This is a genomic window from Microbacterium sp. As-52 (genome assembly GCF_049949185.1).
In the GTDB taxonomy this organism is placed as follows: Bacteria; Actinomycetota; Actinomycetes; order Actinomycetales; family Microbacteriaceae; genus Microbacterium; species Microbacterium maritypicum_A.
This window is the reverse complement of sequence record NZ_CP188171.1, coordinates 1,777,469-1,795,376: the sequence shown is the minus strand read 5'-3', so window position 1 is coordinate 1,795,376 and position 17,908 is coordinate 1,777,469. Positions and strand designations below refer to the sequence as shown.

Genomic DNA, 17,908 nt, shown 5'->3' with positions numbered 1-17,908 from the left:
GTTGTCCGTCAAGAGAGGTCGGCCGCCGTCGCGACGACCGTGGCGTACAGATCGGCGATGCCGGCGAGGGCTGCGCGGTGCAGCTGCGCGGCCGACACGTCGCCGACGACCGAGGGGAGGCTTCGCGTCGCGGTGGCGGCAGCGACCACCGTCGGACGGTTTCCGCGGAGGAAGGCGCCCTCGGTCGTGTAGGTGACGCACATGTGCGTCATGAACCCGGCGATCACGACATCGTCGTGGCCCGCGGCGTCGATGAGGTCTCCGAGCTCGGTGCCGACGAAGGAGTTCGGAGCGGTCTTCACGACGACCGCCTCCCCGTCGGTCGGAGCGACACGCTCGTGGATCGCGCCGATGTCCTCGCGGATGTCGTACGCCGAGCCGACCCCGCCGTCGTGCTGCACGTGGATCACCGTCGCACCGGCGCTGCGGGCCCGCATGAGGAGGTCGGCCGCGGCGTCGAGGGCGGCGTCCCACCCGTCGAGCTCCATCTCTCCGCGGGTGTAGGTGTTCTGGAAGTCGACGAGGATGACGGTCGAGGCCGCGAGGGCGGCAGGGGCGTCGACGAAGCCGCTCAGGGCGCGGAGTGTGGATGACGTGGTCATGAGGTGTCCTCTCTCGGGTCGTCTGTAGTCTTGTTGACCCGAACGACTCTGAACAGCCGGATTCGGGTCAGCCGTCGCCGTGATCGGCTCGCCCTAAGGATGGAGGGACGCGCAATGAGCGCACCGCGTGTGACCGTGATCGCCGTGGACGGCATCAGCCCCTTCCACCTGTCCGTCCCGTCCCTCGTGTGGGGAGGCGAGACGCCCGTCGGCGAGATCGATCCATGGCCCATCCGCGTCGCGGCGCTGCGCGCGGGCACGCTCCGCACCTCCGCCGACTTCGACATCGACGTGCGACACGGGCTCGAAGCGGTTCGCGGTGCCGACGTCGTCGTGGTGCCGTGGTGGGGCGAGCCCGACCGGGCGGCGCCGGATGAGCTGTCGAGCGCGCTGCGGGAAGCGCACGACGAGGGAGCCGAACTGGTCGGACTCTGCCTCGGGGCTTTTCCCCTCGCCGACAGCGGCGTGTTGGAGGGTCGCACCGCGACCACGCACTGGAAGTGGGCCGACGTGTTCCGGCACAGGTTCCCCCGGGTCGCGCTCGAACCGGACGAGCTGTACATCGACCAGGGGCAGATCGTCACGGGAGCAGGCGCCACGGCCGGGATCGACGCCTGCTTGCACCTTCTCGCCCGGAGAGAGGGTCAGCTCGTCGCGAACCGGGTCGCCCGGAGGATCGTCGCGCCGCCCCATCGCTCCGGTGGACAGGCGCAGTTCATCGAGCGGCCGGTTCCGGACGCGGGAGGAGACCCGATCGCCGAGGCGATGCGATGGAGCGCCGCGAACCTCGATGCCGATCTGTCCATCGACGTCCTCGCCGCTCGCGCCCATCTCAGCCGGAGTTCGTTCACCCGGGCATTTCGGGCGCAGACGGGGTCGACGGTGGCGAAGTGGGTGCTCGCGCAGCGGCTGGCGGCGGCTCGGGAGATGCTCGAGGCCACGTCGCTCCCGGTCGACACGGTCGCGTCGACGACCGGGTTCGGTGGGGCTGCGCTCTTCCGCCAGCACTTCGGTCGTGCATTCGGTGCGACTCCGAGCCAGTATCGGTCGGCGTTCCGAACCACCTGAGTGGATGCACGCGTGCCCGCGGAGGCAGGGGGACGGATCATCCTCCCCCCTGCGCCCGCGGGGCACTGTCGGTGTCGGGGCCGATGTCACACGGAGACGGACTCCTCGGACGCCTCGCTCCGTGCCCGCGGCTTCGTCATCCAGATCGCGGTGACGATCGCGCCGACAAGGGCGAGGATCGCCGCGCCCAGGAAGGCGGCGGAGTACCCGCGCGTCAGGTCGACCGCCGTCGGAGCGGTGCCCGAGATGCCGTAGACGATCGCGGTGAGGACGGCGAGCCCGAGGGCCGATCCGATCTGGTAGCTCGTGCTCACGAGTCCGGAGGCGACGCCCGTCTCCATCGGCGGTGCGGCGTTGATCGCGGTGCCCAGCGACGGGACGAAGGCGAGCGACATCCCGAGCGCGGCGAGGAGCGACGCCGGCAGCACGTCCGCGGCGTAGTTACCGTCCGGGCGGACGAACGACAGCCAGAGGAGGCCGCCGGCGAGGATCAGCAGGCCGCTGACGATCATCGACCTGGCTCCGAACCGCGCAAGGAGGCGAGGGGCGAGGGCGACCATCACCAGGACGACCAGGCCCGTCATCGGCAGCAGCGCGGCACCCGCGGCGAATGCGCTCGCCCCGAGGACCTGCTGCAGGTAGAGGTTCAGGAAGAACCACATCGACACCCAAGCCGCTCCGAGGAGCAGCTGGGCGCTGTTGGCCGCGGCCAACAGCGGTGCACGCAGCAGCCCGAGGCGCAGCAGGGGGTTCCGGCTGCGTGCCTGGATCACGAAGAAGATCGCGAGCAGGACGATTCCGGCGCCCACGAAGGTCAGGGTCGACCAGGTGAGCCATCCGACCTCGGGGGCATTGACGACGCCGTAGACGACGGCAGCGAGACCGAGGGTGACGGTGAGAGCACCGGCCACGTCGATCGATCCGGCGGCCGTGCGGACGGTGCGAGGGAGGGTGGAGGCCGTGAAGGCGAGCACGAACAGAGCGATCGGCACCGTCACGTAGAACACCCACGGCCAGCTCGCGTACTCGGTCAGCACTCCGCCGAGGAAGACGCCAGCCGTGCCGCCGATGGGGGCGGCGGCGCCGTACACCGCGAACGCCTTGGGAAGGTCGGAGGTGCCGCCGAACAGCATCATGAGCAGGGTGAGCGCGGCGGGAGCGATCAGAGCGGACCCGGCACCCTGAATGGCACGACCGGCGATCTCAAGCCCGACGTCGGTGGCGGCGCCGGCGAGGAGCGAGCCGATGATGAGGACGATCCACCCGCTCACGAAGATCTTCCTCGCGCCGAACGCGTCGGCCAGGCGTCCGCCGAGCAGCAGCAGACCGCCGAACGCCACGACGTAGGCGTTGAACACCCACGACAGTGATTCCGGAGTGAAGCCCAGGTCGCGCTGGATATCGGGCAGAGCCACTCCGATGATCGAGGTGTCCATGATGACGACGAACTGCGCCGTGGCGATGAGGACGAGCCCGAGCCAGCGCTGGGCTCGGGAGATGGGCGGGCGGGACATGGGTTCCTCCTGAGGGTGCGTGCCGGTGGGTCCGGTCAGAGATCACCATATACCTATAGGGGGTAGGGGTATTCAAAATGTCGAAAAGAGGTCCGTTCGCGTCGAGACCTGACGAAAGGCCCGGCCTCCAGGGGCCGGGCCTTCACAGAGTCCTGCGTGCCGGTCGTCCGTCGACGCTCAGGTGCACACGCCGTCGACGCTGCAGGCCTCGCCGGCCTCCGACATCGAGGCGGAGACCGACGGCACCGACGGTGTGGTCGGCTCGGCGAGAAGACGCCCGAGGTAGGTGCCGAGGGCCAGTTCATCGACCGCGCCGAATGCGATCTGACGCACGCGCCCTTCCCGGTCGACGATGATCGTCGACGGCGTTCCCCGGAGTCCGTACCTGTGCATGGTCGCCGGAATCGCCTGACCGTCGAGCGGCCGGTCGATCGCCACGGGGAACTCGATCCGGTACTCCGACAGGAAGACCTCGAGCGCCTCGCGGCCCATCACGGCGTGATGCTCGAAAACCGTGTGCAACCCGAGCACGACGAGCTCGCGGGAGTCGAACATGCCGTGGAGACGCTGGGCAAGCGGGAGGCCGTGGCTCACGCATCCGGGGCACAGCATCTGGAACGCTTCGACGACCACGACGCGTCCGCGGAGCGATTCCGGGCTGATCGGGGCGCTGTTCACCCACTCCGAGACGTCGAGCGCGAAGGCGTCGGCACCGAGCAGCGGCTCAGGCACGGGCTTCCTCCTCACGCTCGGGCAGCCGCGCGGCGACGTACTCGGTGAGGTCCGCCAGGCGGTTCGAGTAGCCCCACTCGTTGTCGTACCAGGCCGAGACCTTCACCTGGTCGCCGATCACACGGATCAATCCCGCGTCGAGGATCGAGGAGTGCGGATCGGCGACGATGTCGGCGGAGACGATCTCGTCCTCGGTGTAGCGGAGGATCCCCTTGAGCGGCCCTTCCGCCGCGGCTCGGTAGGCGGCCTTCACCTCTTCCACGGTCACGGGGCGCGATGCGGTGACGGTGAGGTCGGTGATGGATCCGGTGAGCACCGGCACGCGCAGCGCGAACCCGTCGAGCTTCCCGTCGAGTTCGGGGATGACGCGCCCGATCGCCTTCGCCGCACCCGTGCTCGTGGGGACGATGTTGACCCCCGCCGCCCGAGCGCGCCGGAGGTCGGAGTGCGGGCCGTCCTGCAGGTTCTGGTCGGCCGTGTACGCGTGCACGGTGGTCATCAGGCCGGCCTCGATACCGAAGGCTTCGTGGAACACCTTGGCCACCGGGGCGAGGCAGTTCGTCGTGCAGGAGGCGTTCGAGATGATGTGGTGCCGCTCGGGGTCGTAGGTGTGCTCGTTCACGCCGAGCACGAACGTTCCGTCGTCTCCGGTCGCGGGCGCCGAGATGATCACCTTCCGCGCCCCGGCCTCGACGTGCTTCGCGGCGAGCTCCGCCTTGGTGAACAGCCCGGTCGACTCGATCACGATGTCGACGCCGAGGTCTGTCCAGGGAAGGCGGAGTGGATCGCGCTCGGAGAACACGCGGATCGCCTGACCGTTGACGAACAGGTGCGCGTCGTCGTGCTTCACAGGTCCGGGCAGGGTGCCGTTCGCCGCGTCGTACTTGAGCAGATGGGCGAGCGTGCGCGTGTCGGTGAGGTCGTTGACCGCGACCACCTCGAGATCCGAGTGCTTCGCGAGCAGGGCTCGGAAGTAGTTGCGCCCGATGCGCCCGAAGCCGTTGATGGCGATCTTCGTGGACATGATGCTCCCTCCTGTGCCGGATTCCGGCGGTGATTGACTTTTGGCCTATGCCAAAAATATCACGCGAGAAGAGGGGTGGGGTCGGTGGAGGTTCATCGCCCCGCCGGCCCAGGATCAGCTGAAGAGCACCACCAGGTAGACCGCGAACGTCACCAGGTGCGCGGCGCCGTGCATGGCGGTCACCCGCTTCGCGGCGAACGTCGTCACCGACAGCAGCAGTGTCACGCCCAGCATCAGCAGGTTCGCCAGCGACTCCGCCAGAACGATGGTCTGACCGGTGAACATGCCGATGATCAGCACCGCAGGAATGGTCAGACCGACGGTGGACACCAGCGCGCCGAGGCCGAGGTTGTTCACGCGCTGGGCCTCGCCGCCGAGAGCAGCACGCACTGCGGTGATCGACTCCGGCAGGAACACGATCCCCGCGATGAGCACGCCGGCGAGGGCGATCGGCGCTCCGAGGCGGCCCAGGCCGTCGTCCAGGAGCGCCGCCATGTCATGCGACAGGAGCACGATGGGGATCACGGTCACCACCAGGAGCGCGAGACGCACGAGCACCTCGGTGCGATGCTCCGCGAGAACCTCGCGGATCCCGCCACCCGCCTCCGCCTTCGCCCGGTGCGGAGTGGTCTCCAGCATGCGCGGGTCGACCTCGGTGAAGTCGCTCGCCTGCGCACCCATCTGCCGGTAGAGGAAGAAGGCGTAGAGCACGAGGGTAAGCACGATGATCGGGATCTCCTGCGCCGTCGTGTACGAGCCGTCCGTGCCGATGAGGGCGGGGAGGCCGAATGCGAGTGCGACGAGCACGACCAGCATCGACAGGTACGCCGAGGTGCCGGTGCGGTTGTGGGCCATGCCGCGATGGCGGAGGCCGCCGAGGAGGAGAGCGAGGCCGATGACGAGGTTGAGGATGATCATCGAGACGGCCATGACCGAGTCGCGGGCGATGGTCGCGTGCTCTCCCGGACCGAGCATGACCGCGGAGATCAGGATGACCTCGATCAGCACGATCGACAGGGTCAGGACGAGCGAGCCGTAGGGATCGCCGAGCCGGTGCGCGAGGGCCTCGGCCTGCTTCACGACACCGAACGCGCAGACGAGGATCACTGCGATGATCGCCCCGAGCGCGATGATGAGTACCGGGGTGGGCACGGGGGGTTCCAGCACCGGGTGGAGGAGGAAGAGAGCTGCGAAGGCCCCCCATCCCAGGATGACGCGGACGATGTCCGTGACGCTGATCAACTGCTTACGTTCCGTGCGTGACATCGCCGGACTCCTTCGAGCTGGGGCCGTCCCCGAGTGGTGACCACGACCGGGTCGTCCCGGTCGCAGCGCTTTCTCAGCGCACTGCATCTGATGGTACGCGGCGTTCGCGGCGGATGGCCGGCGATCGACGGCGGTGGCGTCACTCCGGAGCGGAGGAGCGGGAGAGCGCGTTGATGTACCGCTCGACGTCGCGGCGGAACGCCGATTCTCGATGTCGACGACGCTCGACGCAGACCCACTGCGCAGTGGCCCAGACGAGGAATCCCGCCGAGAGGAGGAGTTCCAGCCAGATCCCGCGCACGCCGACGGACAGTGCTGCCGCGCTGACCATGGAGAACGAGACGAAGCACAGCACGAGCGTGGCGCGTGCGGCCCGAGGTTCGCGGGATACGACCCAGAGGGGCCAGGTGGACGAGTGATTCACGGGAGACTCCTGTCGGGGTCGTCCCCGGTCAGTCTCTCCGTCGGAGGTCGTCCTCCGTCGTTGTTCCGCTCCCAGGGTAGCAAACCCGTTCGCCTCGCCGCCTGCTCTGGTTCCTCCTCGGCGGATTCCCGGGGGTCGCCAGGGCTTGTCGCGGGCACCGTCGCGATGTGTCGCGCATGAGATATTTCAATGAATATTCCGAAAACGGCATGAGCCTGGCAACGAAGATTTTTCCCGTTCAGCGGGAAATTTGACTTCCCCTGGTTCCGGGCTATGGTCGGAGGTTACGCCAGCCACCGAAGGGGAAGCGAGTAACCATGTCCGGAAAGTCCATCCAGGGTCGCGACAGCAAGAAGGCGCCGCAGCTCTCGCTCAAGGAGAAGCGAGCTGCCAAGCGGGAGAAGAACGCACCGGCCGAGTTCATCAAGCCCCGCAAGGGCGCGAAGGGCTGAGTCGGTTCGACCCGTGGGCGGGCACATCCGCGCTGCGCGAGATGCCCGCCCACCGGCCGAACGCGATCTGCCGAGCGTTCGAGCGTGGCATCGATCGTGCCCACGGCTCGGCCCCCACTCGGGAATGCGGCCTGCCGATGTGACAAGCTCCCACACATCGCTGATCGGCGCCGGAACGAAGATGGAGCGTGTGCCCGACAGCTCGTCGCTCCGGCTGCGTGCGGGAGGGCAGTCGTCAGGCGTTTCCGGCTCGCATGAACTCCTCCGCCGCGCGCACCTGCTCCGCCGACGGACGGATGCCCGTGTAGAGCACGAACTGCTCCAGTGCCTGCAGGGTCGCGACCTCGGCCCCCGTGATCACCGTCTTGCCAGCCCTGCGCGCCGCAGCGATGAGAGGTGTCTCCGCGGGGAGGGCCACCACGTCGAAGACGACGGATGCGGCCCCGATCGCCTCTTCCGAAAACGACAGCGTGTGCTCTTCCGCGCCCCCGGCCATGCCGATCGGCGTGACATTGACCAGGATGTCCGCCCTGGCATCGTCGAGCCCAGCGGTCCAGGCGAAGTCGTACAAGTCGGCAAGGGGGCGCCCGTTCGCCTCATTCCTGGCGACGATCGTCACCCGCGTGAAGCCGGCGTCGCGGAACGCGGCGGCCGTGGCCTTCGCCATGCCTCCCGATCCGCGCAGCAGCACCGAGGCCGTGCGATCGAGACCTCCGCGTTCGATGAGCTGCGCGATCGCGGAGTAGTCGGTGTTGTAGGCCGTGAGCACGCCGTCGTCGTTGACGATCGTGTTGACGGAGTCGATGGCGCTCGCCGAGGGATCCATCCGGTCGACGAGCGCGATGACCTCTTCCTTGTACGGCATGGAGATCGCGCACCCACGGATGCCGAGACCCCGGACACCTGCGATGGCCTGCGCGAGGTCGGTCGGCGCGAACGCCTTGTAGATCCAGTTCAGGCCGAGCGCCTCGTAGAGATGATTGTGGAAGCGTGTTCCGTTGTTGCTCGGGCGCGCGGACAGCGAGATGCAGAGCGTCATGTCTTTGTTGAGCAGAGTCACCGGATCAGGCTACTCGCGCGCCGATGAAGGTCCGTGGCGAGAACGTGGATCCTCCCCTATGGTGAAGGTGCGTGCACATGGGGATCGATCGTCTACGTCTCTCCCCAGGAGACGGTGGCCCACCCCAGGGGCAGACGATCCGTGCATGCGATTGGGCCCTCTCGAGTAGTTCAGTCCCCAATGGGCTACTCGAGGGGGCCGCTGTCGTTCGTCTCGCAGAGAAGTTCAGATTTGTCCCCCAAAAGGGGGACAAGAGCATCGAAAAGGGGCTAAGCTGTCTCTGACGCACCCTCCGGTCGTCTTCGGCCCTCATCGCTCCCCCCGCGGTGAGGGCCACACCATTTTTCTGGGCGTTCTCGTGCGCCCCGCTCCCGCGCTCGCGCGGATGACGGCCGGATGCCGCTCGTGCAACATTTGGATTACCTTCTTGCGGCGGCTATTCCGCTCAGGGCCTCCTCCACTAGCGTTAGCGATGTCGGGGCATCCCTGCGTCGGCTTCTTCACCAGCAGAACAGGCAGTACATGAGCACCCAGGGCACGGTCAAGTGGTTCAACTCGGAGAAGGGCTTCGGCTTCATCTCCCCCGACGACGGAGGCGCTGACGTCTTCGCGCACTACTCCGCCATCCAGTCATCCGGCTACCGGTCTCTCGAAGAGAACCAGCGAGTCGAGTTCGATGTGGCGCAGGGCCCGAAGGGCCTGCAGGCAGAGAACATTCGCCCCGTCTGAGACGGGCGAGACACCGAACTCCCCACCGGATCGCGTCCCCGATGCGTCATCCGGAGGGGAGTTCTGTGCTTTCTGAGCGATGATGAGGGCGATCAGGCGTTCAGGCGATCAGCAGCGCACGCAGCTCTTCGACCGAGGACACGCGGAACGCGGCCTCGTCGCCCTCGTGCGAATCGCTGAACCCCCACTCGACGAAGATCACGGGAACGCCGTTGGCGTTGCCACCCTCGACGTCGTGGTGCCGGTCTCCGACCAGGACGGGACGCGAGGTGTCGGCGCCGAGCTCGCGCAGCCGACGAAGAGCCTCTGCCACGATGTCGGTCTTCGAGGCGAGGGTCGACTCGTCCGGGGTCGCCCCGACGGTCGTCAGGAATGCAGGGCGCAGACCGAAGTGGTCGACCAGTGCGTCGACCTGGTTCTCGGGCTTCGAGCTGGCCGTCGCCTGGGGCACTCCGGCGGCGTGCAGCTCGTGGATGAGGTCGACCACTCCCGGGTAGGTCGCGACGTCTGTGGTGTAGCCGTCGGCCTTGCCGAGGGTGCGGTAGAAGGCGACCGCCTCGGCGGACTGCTCCGGCGTCATGCCGGCCTGATCCTGGAAGGACTGGAACATGGGGGGACCGATCCAGTGCACCAGCTCTTCGCGGGTCGGCGCCGGTCGGCCGAAGTGGGTCAGCGCGACATTGAGCCGGCGGAGGATGCCGACGGACGCGTCGACGATGGTGCCGTCGACGTCCCACAGCACGCAGGAGTAGGGGGAGTGAGGCATCTCTCCAGCCTATGGGCCGGACGGAGGGTGTCCGCTCTTCCTGCACAGGTGTGCAACGCAAAAGCTTGTGCACACCTCATGTGGGCACCGTGTGTCCCCATATAAGGTCGTGACATCGGCGGATACGCGGGCGAGAATGGGGGCATGTACGTGTCGGTGGAAGTCATCACGATGCTGGCGACAGCAGTGACGCTCCTGGTGGCGATCATCAGCGGTTTCGGCTGGATGATCAACCGGATGGACGCGCGATTCGCGGCGCAGGATGCAAGGTTCGACGCGCGGTGCGATGCGATGGAGACGAAGTTCGATGCGCGGTGCGATGCGATGGAGACGAAGTTCGATGCGCGGTGCGATGCGATGGAGACGAAGTTCGATGCCCGGTGCGATGCCCTGGACGCGAAAATCGATGTCCGGTGCGATGCGATGGAGACGAAGTTCGATGCCCGGTGCGATGCCCTGGACGCGAAAATCGATGCCCGGTGCGATGCCCAGGATGCGAAGTTCGATGCCCGGTTCGACACGATGGAGACGAAGTCCGATGCGCGTTTCGATCGCGTCGAGCAGCAGATCTTCGAGGTGAAGATCGCGATCGCGCGTCTGGAGGGGCCGGCACCCCGGCTCATCGCCGCGCGCTGAGAAGTGACGCCTCAGAACAGTCGGGGGATGCCCGACTCGATGCCCTTCATGTCGTCGTAGTCGAGCACCAGGCAGCGGATACCGCGATCCTCGGCGAGCACGCGTGCCTGAGGCTTGATCTCCTGCGCGGCGAAGACGCCCTGCACGGGGGAGAGGTGCGGGTCGCGGCCCAGCAGTTCGAGATAGCGGGTCAGCTGCTCCACGCCGTCGATGTCGCCGCGGCGTTTGATCTCGACCGCGATCGCGGCGCCGTCGGCATCGCGCACCAGCAGGTCGACGGGCCCGATGGCCGTCGGGTACTCGCGGCGTACGAGCGTCGCGCCCTCGGAGATGCGGTCCACCTGTTCGGCGAGCAGCCGCTGCAGATCGGCCTCGACGCCGTCCTTCTGCAGCCCGGGGTCAATACCCAGCTCGTGGGAGGTGTCGTGGATGATCTCGTAGATCTGCACGCGCAGCGCATCACCGGTCTTCTTGTGGGTGACGCGCCAGACCTCGACGACGCCGGCGCTGGCTTCTTCCTCGCCGGGGGTCTCGCTCGAGAGCGAGCACGGCGGGCTCATCCAGTTCAGCGGCTTGTAGCTGCCGCCGTCGGAGTGCACGAGCAGACTCCCGTCTCCCTTGTGCACGAGCAGACGCGTGGCAAGCGGGAGATGGGCGTTGAGCCGACCGGTGTAGTCGACCGAGCAGCGGGCGATGACGAGACGCACCCGTCGAGCCTACTTCGTCGGGAGTGCTGCGCGGTCGCAGGCGGTGGGCGCGGCGGTCATCGGTCGAGGAACGACCCGATCGCCTGAAAGAGACCGAGCTCGGTGGCGGCGGAGCGGGCGATGAGGAATCCGATGATGCCGATGATCCAGGCGGTGTTCTCCGCGCCGGTGCGCTCCATCCAAGCCGCGAAGCGTTCGAGCGGCCGCTGCACCAGGGGAGCGGCGACCAGGCGCAGGACGAGCAGCACGACAGCGGGCAGGATCATCAGCGCGCAGTACCCGACGAGCGACAGCACACGCAGCGGAGTGTCGATCCCCGCATCCGCCAGCATCGTCATCGCGACGATATACGGGAGCATGGTGGCGATCTCGACAAGCCCGGCGGCGATCGCGACGGCCATCACGGCGGTCCCGCGAGTGCGCGGGTCGAGCAGTCGCTCGCGCCACCGGGTGATGCGACCGGGGCGCGGCGCGGCGTCCGTCGTCATCGCGGGAGTCGGAGGGGGTGGCGTCGTCATCGACGAGCTGTGCGCAGCCGACCTCGTCGGCATCCCCGTCCACGCCGAGACCTGCGGGGTCGTGGGTCCCGACGTGGGGGTCGTCGACGTGGGCTTGGCGCGCTTGTCACCGGTTGGCATCACGAAGGCCGTGATGAGGAGCGCTCCTCCGACGAGCAGGCGGATGACCAGGCCGGCGGGCGAGGCCAGGAAGTCGGACGCCACGTCGACGAGATTCACCAGCCCCCAGAGGAAGAGGAGCCCGACGAGCAGGTAGAACGCGGCGATCGTCACCAGATACAGCAGGATGCGTCCGGCGCGCACCCGCCCCGGATGCAGGAGCAGGAAGACGGGGATGAGGAGAGTGCCGACGCTCAGCCCATCGATCAGCGCCAGGAGGGCGAGGGAGAGGGGAAGCGGCATTCCGCCGAAGAGTTCCATGTCTCCACGTTCACGGAACGGGGGACGGCTGCGGATCGGGCGAAAGTATCGTCTCCTTCGGCTCCCTCATCCCTTCGTCGGATGCGCGAGTGCGCGCGCCGTGGTTGCATGAGGGCATGCACGAGCAGGTCGAAGGCGGGTTCGGAGCCTGGTACCGCCGGCACCGCTGGTGGGCGGATCCCCTCGGGATGGCGATCCTCGCGGTCGTCATGGCGGGCTTCGGGTTCCGCGGCATCTGGGGTCCGTTCTCGATCCTCGAGACCTCCGTCTCGCCGTGGTGGGCACTGGCCCTCGCGCTTCCCGCGTGCGCGCTCGCCCTCGTCAAGCGGCGTATGCCCGTGACGGTCCTCGCGCTGGTCACGCTCCTCTTCGTGGTCGATCTGCTCACCGTCGGCGGCATCGGCACGCTCGTGGTGCTGCTGGACGTGTTGTGGACGGCGGCGTTCCTGGCGGGGCCGCAGGGGAGGCGGGTGCTGCTCCTCCTGCTGGGCGCTTCGACGATCATCTTCTTCCTCGCCGCCTGGTTCTTCACCGACGTGCCGTTCGCCGTGGCCTTCCTCATCGGCGTGCAGTTCGGCGCGATCTTCGGCACCGACTACTGGTGGGCGGTGGCGGTCTCCCAGGCCCACGAACTCGCCGAGCTGCATCGTCAGCGAGCGGAAGAGGCCGCCGCCGCCGCCGAGCGGGACCGCGTCGAAGCGGTGCAGCGTGAGCGCGAGACGATGGCGAGAGAGCTGCACGATGTCGTCGCCGGTCACGTGATGGCGATGGCGATCCGTGCCGAAGCGGCATTGTCGTCCGCACCCGACCGTGCCAGGGATCGAGAAGCCCTGCAGGCTGTGCGCGACGCGGGACTCGATGCTCATGGTGCGCTGCGATCCCTGATCTCGGTGCTCCGTCGCGGCGACGGGACTCTGGCGCCCGCACCGCGCTGGGCGGATCTCGGCGGAATCGTGCAGGAGGCGGAGCGGGCAGGGCTCGTCGTGCACCTCGTCGTCGATGACATCGAGGACATCGGTGCGGCGCGCGAGCAGGCCGTCATCCGCATCGTGCGCGAGGCGCTGAACAACTGCATCCGCCATGCGAGCGGCGCCGTCGTCGGCATCACGGTTCAGGAGCAGGACTCCGAGGTGCGGGTCGAGGTGCGCTCGCATGGCGGTGCGCCCAGCCGCGCTGCTGCACACGGCGACGAAGGCTGGGGGCTGCAGATGCTCCGGGAACGCGTCGGCGCGTTGGACGGCGTCTTCTCCGCGGGGCCGACCCCGGGCGGATGGGCGGTCGAGGGGCGCATCCCGATGGAGGTGCGGGCATGACGGCGCCGACCGTGCTGCTGGCCGATGATCACAGCGCGATCAGGGCGGGCCTGCGCATCATGCTCGAGACACAGGGCATCACGGTGGTCGGAGAGGCCGCGGATGGTGAGGTCGCTGTCCGCAACGCCGCGGCACTGCGCCCCGACGTCGTGCTCATGGATGTGCGGATGCCGGGGCGGGACGGGATCTCGGCCACCAGAGAGATCGTCGAGCGCGGTCTCGGCGACGTCCTGGTCCTGACGAGCTTCGACGAGGACGACCTCGTGTTCGGGGCCATCCGCGCCGGGGCCGTCGGATTCCTGCTCAAGACGGTCGACGCCCCTACCCTCGGACAGGCTGTCCGCGCGGTCGCCGCGGGCGACGGCGCTCTGGATCCGCGGGTGACGAGACGTGCGCTCGCCGCCGTCGCCGAGAACGCCGCGCTTCCCGTGCCGGTGCCGGATGCGGGGAGGCTCGCGAATCTGACCGGCCGGGAGCAGGAGGTGCTCGAGGGGATCCTGCAGGGGTGGTCGAACGCTCAACTCGCTGCACGGCTGCGCATCTCGGTGCCGACGGTCAAGACTCATGTCTCGAATGTGCTCACCAAGCTCGGCGCGCGCAGCCGTTCACACGCGGCAGCGCTCGTCCGTGGTGGCGAGGACTGAACCTCACTCCGCCGCCGTGATCACTCCGCCGCCGTGATCACTCCGCCGCCGTGATCACCCCCGCTGCCGTGGTCAGCCCTGCGGAGTCGTCGCGGCCGGCGTCTTCTCGTCGTCGCGGAGCGGGCGCGCGGCGCCGGAGAACAGCCCGGACATCACGACCAGTGCGACCAGGATGAACAGCGTGTTGAGCAGACCGATGTGCTCGCTGATGACGCCGAGCACGGGAGGTCCACCCAGGAACGCGATGTAGCCGATCGTGGCCGCAGCGCTCACCCGGGCCGCTGCCTTTGCCGGATCGTCCGCCGCCGCCGACATGCCGAGCGGGAAGCCGAGGGAAGCGCCGACGCCCCAGAGCGCCGCCCCGACGAGCACGAGCGGGAAGGTGGGCGCGAGGATGAAGAGCAGGATGCCCGATGCCGCCGCGACCGCGAGGATGCGCAGCACCAGCACGCGGCCGAAGCGGTCGACGAGCGGACCTCCGAACAGACGCACGACGGTCATGCCCACCGAGAACACGGCGAGCGACACGGCGCCGGTACCCTCTGCGAAGCCGTGCCCCTGCTCGGTGCCCAGGGCGATCCAGTCGTTGGCGCCGCCCTCGGCGAACGACATGCCGAGCATGACCACGCCGATCAGATAGGTGCGCGGTTCGCGCCATGCCTCGAGCGCGGTGTGCATGCGTGCACGGAAGGCCGGCTTCTCGTGCGCCGCGGGATCGAGGGCGGCCTCGCGCACCGGCACCTGGAAGAAGCAGACGATCGCGATCACGGCGATCAGTGCACCCATGACCGCGGCGTGGGCGGCGACGTTGATGGAGAGCTGCGCCGCGAGGGCGCCGATTCCCGCGCCGATGACCGTGCCGAAGCTGAAGAATGCGTGGAAGACCGGCAGGATCGTGCGGCCCATCTGCTGCTCGATCGCCGTGGCCTCGACGTTCATCATCACGTCGACCGATCCGTTGCCGAAGCCGAACAGCACCATGCCGATGATGACGACGGGAACGGAGCCGAACACATTGGCCCCGAGGCCCACGAGGACGATCCCGGATGCGAACATCAGCATCGTCAGGAGCATGCCCCGCCGGGCACCGAGGCGCGCCATCACGGCGGGACCTGTCGAGATGCCGATGATCGATGACACGCCCATGCCGAGCAGGATGAGGCCGACCTGCGCGTTGTCGAGCCCCAGCGCCTCCTTGATACCGGGCACGCGCGACGCCCAGGTGGCGATCGACAGCCCGCTCGCGAGGAAGATGGCGAAGATCGCCGCGCGCCAGCGCACGAACTGCGAACGGGAGAGGGCTGTTTCCATGCCGGACAGCCTATCGAATCGATTCGACCGAAGGGAACCGTGGGGAGCTATCCTCGAAGTATGAGCAGTCAGGAGACGCCGCGTCGGCCCACGATCGCCGACGTCGCACGTGAGGCGGGCGTGGCGACGTCCACCGCCTCGGTCGTCTTCAGCGGCAAGGCGAATGTGGCGGCCGCCACGCGGGAGCGTGTGCTCACCGCGGCGTCGGACCTCGGATACGCGGGTCCGGATCCCCGCGCGGCGTCGCTGCGTCGCGGACGCAGCGGCATCGTCGCCGTCGTTCTCGAGGGGCATCTGCGCGCGGCATTCCTCGATCCGGTGACGACGGCCATGATGGACGGCCTCACCGACGGTCTCGCCGACCTCAGTGCGGGCATCCTCCTGATGCGCGACGAACCGGGGGAGGAGGGGGCCGCCATCACGAACGCCCCCGTCGATGCCTTCGTCCTGATCGGATGCTCGGGGCGCACGAAGGCCTCGCTCGAGGTGGTCGTCGGCCGTGGTCTGCCGGTGGTCGTGATCGAAGGAGATGCCGGTGAGGATATCCCCCGCATCACGCTCGACAACGTCGCAGCGTCCGCCGACGTCGCGCGGCACGTCCACGACCTCGGTCACCGCGACGTGGCGCTGGTCACGCTCTCGCTCGACAGCGAACGGGAACGGGCACTGGTGACCCCCGAACGGATCGCGAACGCGACCGTCGACGTCTCGGTGCATCGCCTCGAGGGGATGCGTCAGGTGTTCCCCGATGCGCCGGCGATCTCGGCGTCCGGCAGCCTCATCGACGAGGGCGTGCTGGTCGGACGGATGCTTCTGACCGACCCCGCCACCCGCCCGACGGCCGTGCTCGCCCAGAGCGACCTGCTCGCGGTCGGGGTGATCCGAGCGGCCGAGGAACTGGGGCTCCGCGTGCCCGAAGACCTCTCGGTCGCCGGTTTCGACGGGATCCCGCTCGACGGCTTCGGGGATCTCACCCTCACCACCAGCGTGCAACCGGCGGTCGAGAAGGGTCGCGCGGCGGGGGAGCAGGTCGCCCGCATGCTCCGCGGAGAACCGGGCGAGACGCAGCATCTCACCTGTGTGTTCCGCGCCGGCACGACCACCGGCCCCGTTCCGCACTGAGCGGCGCCCGCTCAGCTGCGCTGCGGACCGAGCGGCAGGCCGTTCTCCCCGAAATCGAGGATGCGGTAGCGCCCGCAGTCGATCACCTCGTCAGGGATGACCGGTGACGAGAGGCGCCAGGGGACCGTCTGGGCGTCCTCCACGAGGAATGACACCTCACCGACATCGAAATCCGCTCGGTTCACGAGCCACGCGTAGCCGTTGAGCTCATGATCGACCTGCACGAGACGGGCGGGATCCTCCAGATGCAGCTTCGGCAGGCGTACCGTCCAGAACTGGCCGGCCCCGACCCGGCCCGACGCATCGACCCAGTCGGTCACACAGGCGAGATCGGCATCGGGGGCGGCGCTCGCAGCGGCGAGCCGGGGAACGCTGAGCGTGCCGCCGATCACGAGCACCACGGTGGCGGCCGCCGCGAGGAGAGCACCGGCACGCCGCGGCACCCGCCAGGCACGGGGAGCCGCCACCACGGCGAGCACCGGCGCGAAGACGAGGGGCTGCAGGTACCGGGCGGCGTGGGTGCCGAGAGCGATCGCGCCGATCGCGACGAGCACGGGGGTGACCCACGCGACGGTCGCGACGAACCGCGTGCCGGGATCGCCCGCTCGCGCCGTGCGCGCGATGGCCGACGCGATGAGGGCGAGCACGATCAGGGCGCCGATGATGCCGGCGGGCGTCGCCGTGCGGTCGAGGAGAAGGCTTCCGTAGTAGCCCGCCGACTCCGGCCAGAGTTCGGGCTGGGCGTAGCCGGCTCCGGTGTTGGCGATCCATGCCCGAAGAGGAATGCGACCGAGGAAGCCCATCGCGGTGCCCAGGACCAGCACGACGAGCATCGTCGCCGTGCGGGTGCGTCGAGGCGACCGGATGAGCATCACGGCGAGGAGAAGAGCGATCGGAACCGTCGCCCAGGCGGCGAACAACGGGTTGGAGAGGGTGGAGACGGCGGCCGTCGCGCCCAGAGCGACCAACGACCCGGTCCCGCCCTCGTCGCGGTCGATCACCCGACGCACCAGACCGACGGACAGCACGACGGCGATCACCGTCGAGCAGTAGTACGTGGTGGTGAGCAGCAGGGAGGCGAGTTCGAGCGCGTCCCGAGAACCCGAGACATCGGTCATCGCCAAGATGCCGAAGACCGCGAGCCCGAGGAGCGCCCAGCTGACCGGGGCGGTGTCGTCGCGTCGACGGCCCGAGACCAGCCGGAGGGCCCCGTAGAGAGCGAGCATGTTGATGACGGCATCGATCGTGAGCAATCCGTTCACGTCGACGGGCAGCACCGCATCGAGGCCGGCGAACACAGCAGACTCGGGCAGGAACAGCACGCTGGACATCGCCCAATCCAGCGGAGCGCCGGACAGGACGGATCGTGCGAACATCGCCACGATCAGGGAATCTCCATCGCGGAACAGCAGGTCGGCGCGAGCAGATGAAGCGACCTGCGCCACCGTGATCATCGCCACGGCCAGTGCCCCCACCCAGCCCGCGAGCTCTCGAACCCAGACCCGCCGCATGGGGCTACTCTCGCACGATCGTGCAAACGTGGACCGCAGGAACCTCTCGCGCCGGTAAACTGGTCTGACACCCGCCCGCCTGTGCCGAA

Annotated in this window: 19 protein-coding genes; 7 read left to right on the top strand and 12 right to left on the bottom strand. The window is 68.5% G+C overall.

Annotation, left to right across the window (positions count from 1 at the left end; all coding sequences use genetic code 11):
• Positions 1-8 precede the first annotated feature (8 nt).
• A complete protein-coding gene (locus ACLFA2_RS08535; protein WP_021201334.1) occupies positions 9-602 on the bottom strand; it encodes an isochorismatase family protein in 594 nt (197 codons plus the stop codon).
• Positions 603-716: 114 nt separating this feature from the next.
• On the opposite strand from ACLFA2_RS08535, the gene ACLFA2_RS08530 reads away from it, so the two are divergent.
• Entirely contained in the window at positions 717-1,670 is a 954-nt protein-coding gene (locus ACLFA2_RS08530) for a GlxA family transcriptional regulator (protein ID WP_426622400.1), read from the top strand.
• A gap of 86 nt (positions 1,671-1,756) precedes the next feature.
• On the opposite strand, the gene ACLFA2_RS08525 is transcribed toward ACLFA2_RS08530, so the two are convergent.
• The 5 genes from ACLFA2_RS08525 to ACLFA2_RS08505 form a co-directional block, all read right to left on the bottom strand.
• Positions 1,757-3,184 (bottom strand): MFS transporter, encoded by a 1,428-nt coding sequence (locus ACLFA2_RS08525; protein WP_029268182.1) that lies wholly within the window; start codon positions 3,182-3,184, stop codon positions 1,757-1,759.
• Between the two features lie 177 nt (positions 3,185-3,361).
• Positions 3,362-3,916 carry a peroxiredoxin family protein gene (locus ACLFA2_RS08520; RefSeq protein WP_426622399.1) on the bottom strand — a complete coding sequence of 185 codons (555 nt, stop codon included), beginning with the start codon at positions 3,914-3,916 and terminating at the stop codon, positions 3,362-3,364.
• Positions 3,909-4,940, bottom strand: coding sequence for a type I glyceraldehyde-3-phosphate dehydrogenase (gene gap, locus ACLFA2_RS08515; protein ID WP_021201330.1), 1,032 nt, complete (start codon positions 4,938-4,940; stop codon positions 3,909-3,911). Before gap ends, ACLFA2_RS08520 begins: the two co-directional genes overlap by 8 nt.
• A gap of 114 nt (positions 4,941-5,054) precedes the next feature.
• Positions 5,055-6,206 (bottom strand): calcium:proton antiporter, encoded by a 1,152-nt coding sequence (locus tag ACLFA2_RS08510; protein ID WP_426622398.1) that lies wholly within the window; start codon positions 6,204-6,206, stop codon positions 5,055-5,057.
• A 139-nt stretch (positions 6,207-6,345) separates the two neighbouring features.
• Positions 6,346-6,630, bottom strand: a complete 285-nt coding sequence (locus ACLFA2_RS08505) for a hypothetical protein (RefSeq protein WP_426622397.1) — start codon at positions 6,628-6,630, stop codon at positions 6,346-6,348.
• 317 nt (positions 6,631-6,947) lie between these two features.
• Between ACLFA2_RS08505 and ACLFA2_RS08500 the strand changes: the two genes are divergently transcribed.
• Entirely contained in the window at positions 6,948-7,082 is a 135-nt protein-coding gene (locus ACLFA2_RS08500; protein ID WP_017829963.1) for a hypothetical protein, read from the top strand.
• Between the two features lie 235 nt (positions 7,083-7,317).
• Here the strand turns inward: ACLFA2_RS08500 and ACLFA2_RS08495 are convergent, their stop codons facing one another.
• A complete protein-coding gene (locus ACLFA2_RS08495; protein ID WP_426622465.1) occupies positions 7,318-8,121 on the bottom strand; it encodes a shikimate 5-dehydrogenase in 804 nt (267 codons plus the stop codon).
• A gap of 543 nt (positions 8,122-8,664) precedes the next feature.
• Here ACLFA2_RS08495 and ACLFA2_RS08490 point away from each other — a divergent pair.
• On the top strand, positions 8,665-8,871 hold the full coding sequence (locus tag ACLFA2_RS08490; RefSeq protein WP_017203899.1) for a cold-shock protein: 207 nt from the start codon (positions 8,665-8,667) through the stop codon (positions 8,869-8,871).
• 100 nt (positions 8,872-8,971) lie between these two features.
• Here the strand turns inward: ACLFA2_RS08490 and ACLFA2_RS08485 are convergent, their stop codons facing one another.
• Entirely contained in the window at positions 8,972-9,637 is a 666-nt protein-coding gene (locus tag ACLFA2_RS08485; RefSeq protein ID WP_322956036.1) for an HAD hydrolase-like protein, read from the bottom strand.
• A gap of 144 nt (positions 9,638-9,781) precedes the next feature.
• Here ACLFA2_RS08485 and ACLFA2_RS08480 point away from each other — a divergent pair, with 144 nt between their 5' ends.
• Complete coding sequence (locus tag ACLFA2_RS08480; protein ID WP_426622396.1) at positions 9,782-10,273, top strand: response regulator; 492 nt, start codon at positions 9,782-9,784, stop codon at positions 10,271-10,273.
• A gap of 11 nt (positions 10,274-10,284) precedes the next feature.
• Here ACLFA2_RS08480 and nucS read toward each other — a convergent pair whose 3' ends face one another.
• Positions 10,285-10,980, bottom strand: coding sequence for an endonuclease NucS (gene nucS / locus ACLFA2_RS08475; RefSeq protein ID WP_021200066.1), 696 nt, complete (start codon positions 10,978-10,980; stop codon positions 10,285-10,287).
• Between the two features lie 56 nt (positions 10,981-11,036).
• Positions 11,037-11,918 (bottom strand): GAP family protein, encoded by an 882-nt coding sequence (locus ACLFA2_RS08470; RefSeq protein ID WP_021200067.1) that lies wholly within the window; start codon positions 11,916-11,918, stop codon positions 11,037-11,039.
• Between the two features lie 116 nt (positions 11,919-12,034).
• Here ACLFA2_RS08470 and ACLFA2_RS08465 point away from each other — a divergent pair, with 116 nt between their 5' ends.
• Together ACLFA2_RS08465 and ACLFA2_RS08460 are read left to right on the top strand one after the other, a co-directional pair.
• Positions 12,035-13,231, top strand: coding sequence for a sensor histidine kinase (locus ACLFA2_RS08465; protein ID WP_021200068.1), 1,197 nt, complete (start codon positions 12,035-12,037; stop codon positions 13,229-13,231).
• On the top strand, positions 13,228-13,875 hold the full coding sequence (locus ACLFA2_RS08460) for a response regulator (RefSeq protein ID WP_021200069.1): 648 nt from the start codon (positions 13,228-13,230) through the stop codon (positions 13,873-13,875). Before ACLFA2_RS08465 ends, ACLFA2_RS08460 begins: the two co-directional genes overlap by 4 nt.
• 72 nt (positions 13,876-13,947) lie before the next feature.
• Here ACLFA2_RS08460 and ACLFA2_RS08455 read toward each other — a convergent pair whose 3' ends face one another.
• Complete coding sequence (locus ACLFA2_RS08455) at positions 13,948-15,186, bottom strand: MFS transporter (protein WP_029260815.1); 1,239 nt, start codon at positions 15,184-15,186, stop codon at positions 13,948-13,950.
• Between the two features lie 60 nt (positions 15,187-15,246).
• On the opposite strand from ACLFA2_RS08455, the gene ACLFA2_RS08450 reads away from it, so the two are divergent.
• Positions 15,247-16,308 carry a LacI family DNA-binding transcriptional regulator gene (locus ACLFA2_RS08450; RefSeq protein ID WP_167254916.1) on the top strand — a complete coding sequence of 354 codons (1,062 nt, stop codon included), beginning with the start codon at positions 15,247-15,249 and terminating at the stop codon, positions 16,306-16,308.
• A gap of 11 nt (positions 16,309-16,319) precedes the next feature.
• On the opposite strand, the gene ACLFA2_RS08445 is transcribed toward ACLFA2_RS08450, so the two are convergent.
• The gene (locus tag ACLFA2_RS08445) at positions 16,320-17,819 is read right to left on the bottom strand and encodes a hypothetical protein (protein ID WP_426622395.1); all 1,500 of its coding nucleotides are present in this window, start codon (positions 17,817-17,819) and stop codon (positions 16,320-16,322) included.
• Positions 17,820-17,908 lie beyond the last annotated feature (89 nt).

Coding starts and splice junctions, on each gene's coding strand:
- ACLFA2_RS08450 (WP_167254916.1), top strand. CDS start 15,247: ATGAGCAGTCAGGAGACGCCGCGTCGGCCCACGATCGCCGACGTCGCA.
- ACLFA2_RS08455 (WP_029260815.1), bottom strand. CDS start 15,186: ATGGAAACAGCCCTCTCCCGTTCGCAGTTCGTGCGCTGGCGCGCGGCG.
- ACLFA2_RS08480 (WP_426622396.1), top strand. CDS start 9,782: ATGTACGTGTCGGTGGAAGTCATCACGATGCTGGCGACAGCAGTGACG.
- ACLFA2_RS08490 (WP_017203899.1), top strand. CDS start 8,665: ATGAGCACCCAGGGCACGGTCAAGTGGTTCAACTCGGAGAAGGGCTTC.
- ACLFA2_RS08530 (WP_426622400.1), top strand. CDS start 717: ATGAGCGCACCGCGTGTGACCGTGATCGCCGTGGACGGCATCAGCCCC.
- ACLFA2_RS08470 (WP_021200067.1), bottom strand. CDS start 11,918: ATGGAACTCTTCGGCGGAATGCCGCTTCCCCTCTCCCTCGCCCTCCTG.
- ACLFA2_RS08500 (WP_017829963.1), top strand. CDS start 6,948: ATGTCCGGAAAGTCCATCCAGGGTCGCGACAGCAAGAAGGCGCCGCAG.
- ACLFA2_RS08525 (WP_029268182.1), bottom strand. CDS start 3,184: ATGTCCCGCCCGCCCATCTCCCGAGCCCAGCGCTGGCTCGGGCTCGTC.
- ACLFA2_RS08495 (WP_426622465.1), bottom strand. CDS start 8,121: ATGACGCTCTGCATCTCGCTGTCCGCGCGCCCGAGCAACAACGGAACA.
- ACLFA2_RS08510 (WP_426622398.1), bottom strand. CDS start 6,206: ATGTCACGCACGGAACGTAAGCAGTTGATCAGCGTCACGGACATCGTC.
- gap (WP_021201330.1), bottom strand. CDS start 4,940: ATGTCCACGAAGATCGCCATCAACGGCTTCGGGCGCATCGGGCGCAAC.
- ACLFA2_RS08445 (WP_426622395.1), bottom strand. CDS start 17,819: ATGCGGCGGGTCTGGGTTCGAGAGCTCGCGGGCTGGGTGGGGGCACTG.
- ACLFA2_RS08465 (WP_021200068.1), top strand. CDS start 12,035: ATGCACGAGCAGGTCGAAGGCGGGTTCGGAGCCTGGTACCGCCGGCAC.
- ACLFA2_RS08535 (WP_021201334.1), bottom strand. CDS start 602: ATGACCACGTCATCCACACTCCGCGCCCTGAGCGGCTTCGTCGACGCC.
- ACLFA2_RS08485 (WP_322956036.1), bottom strand. CDS start 9,637: ATGCCTCACTCCCCCTACTCCTGCGTGCTGTGGGACGTCGACGGCACC.
- ACLFA2_RS08460 (WP_021200069.1), top strand. CDS start 13,228: ATGACGGCGCCGACCGTGCTGCTGGCCGATGATCACAGCGCGATCAGG.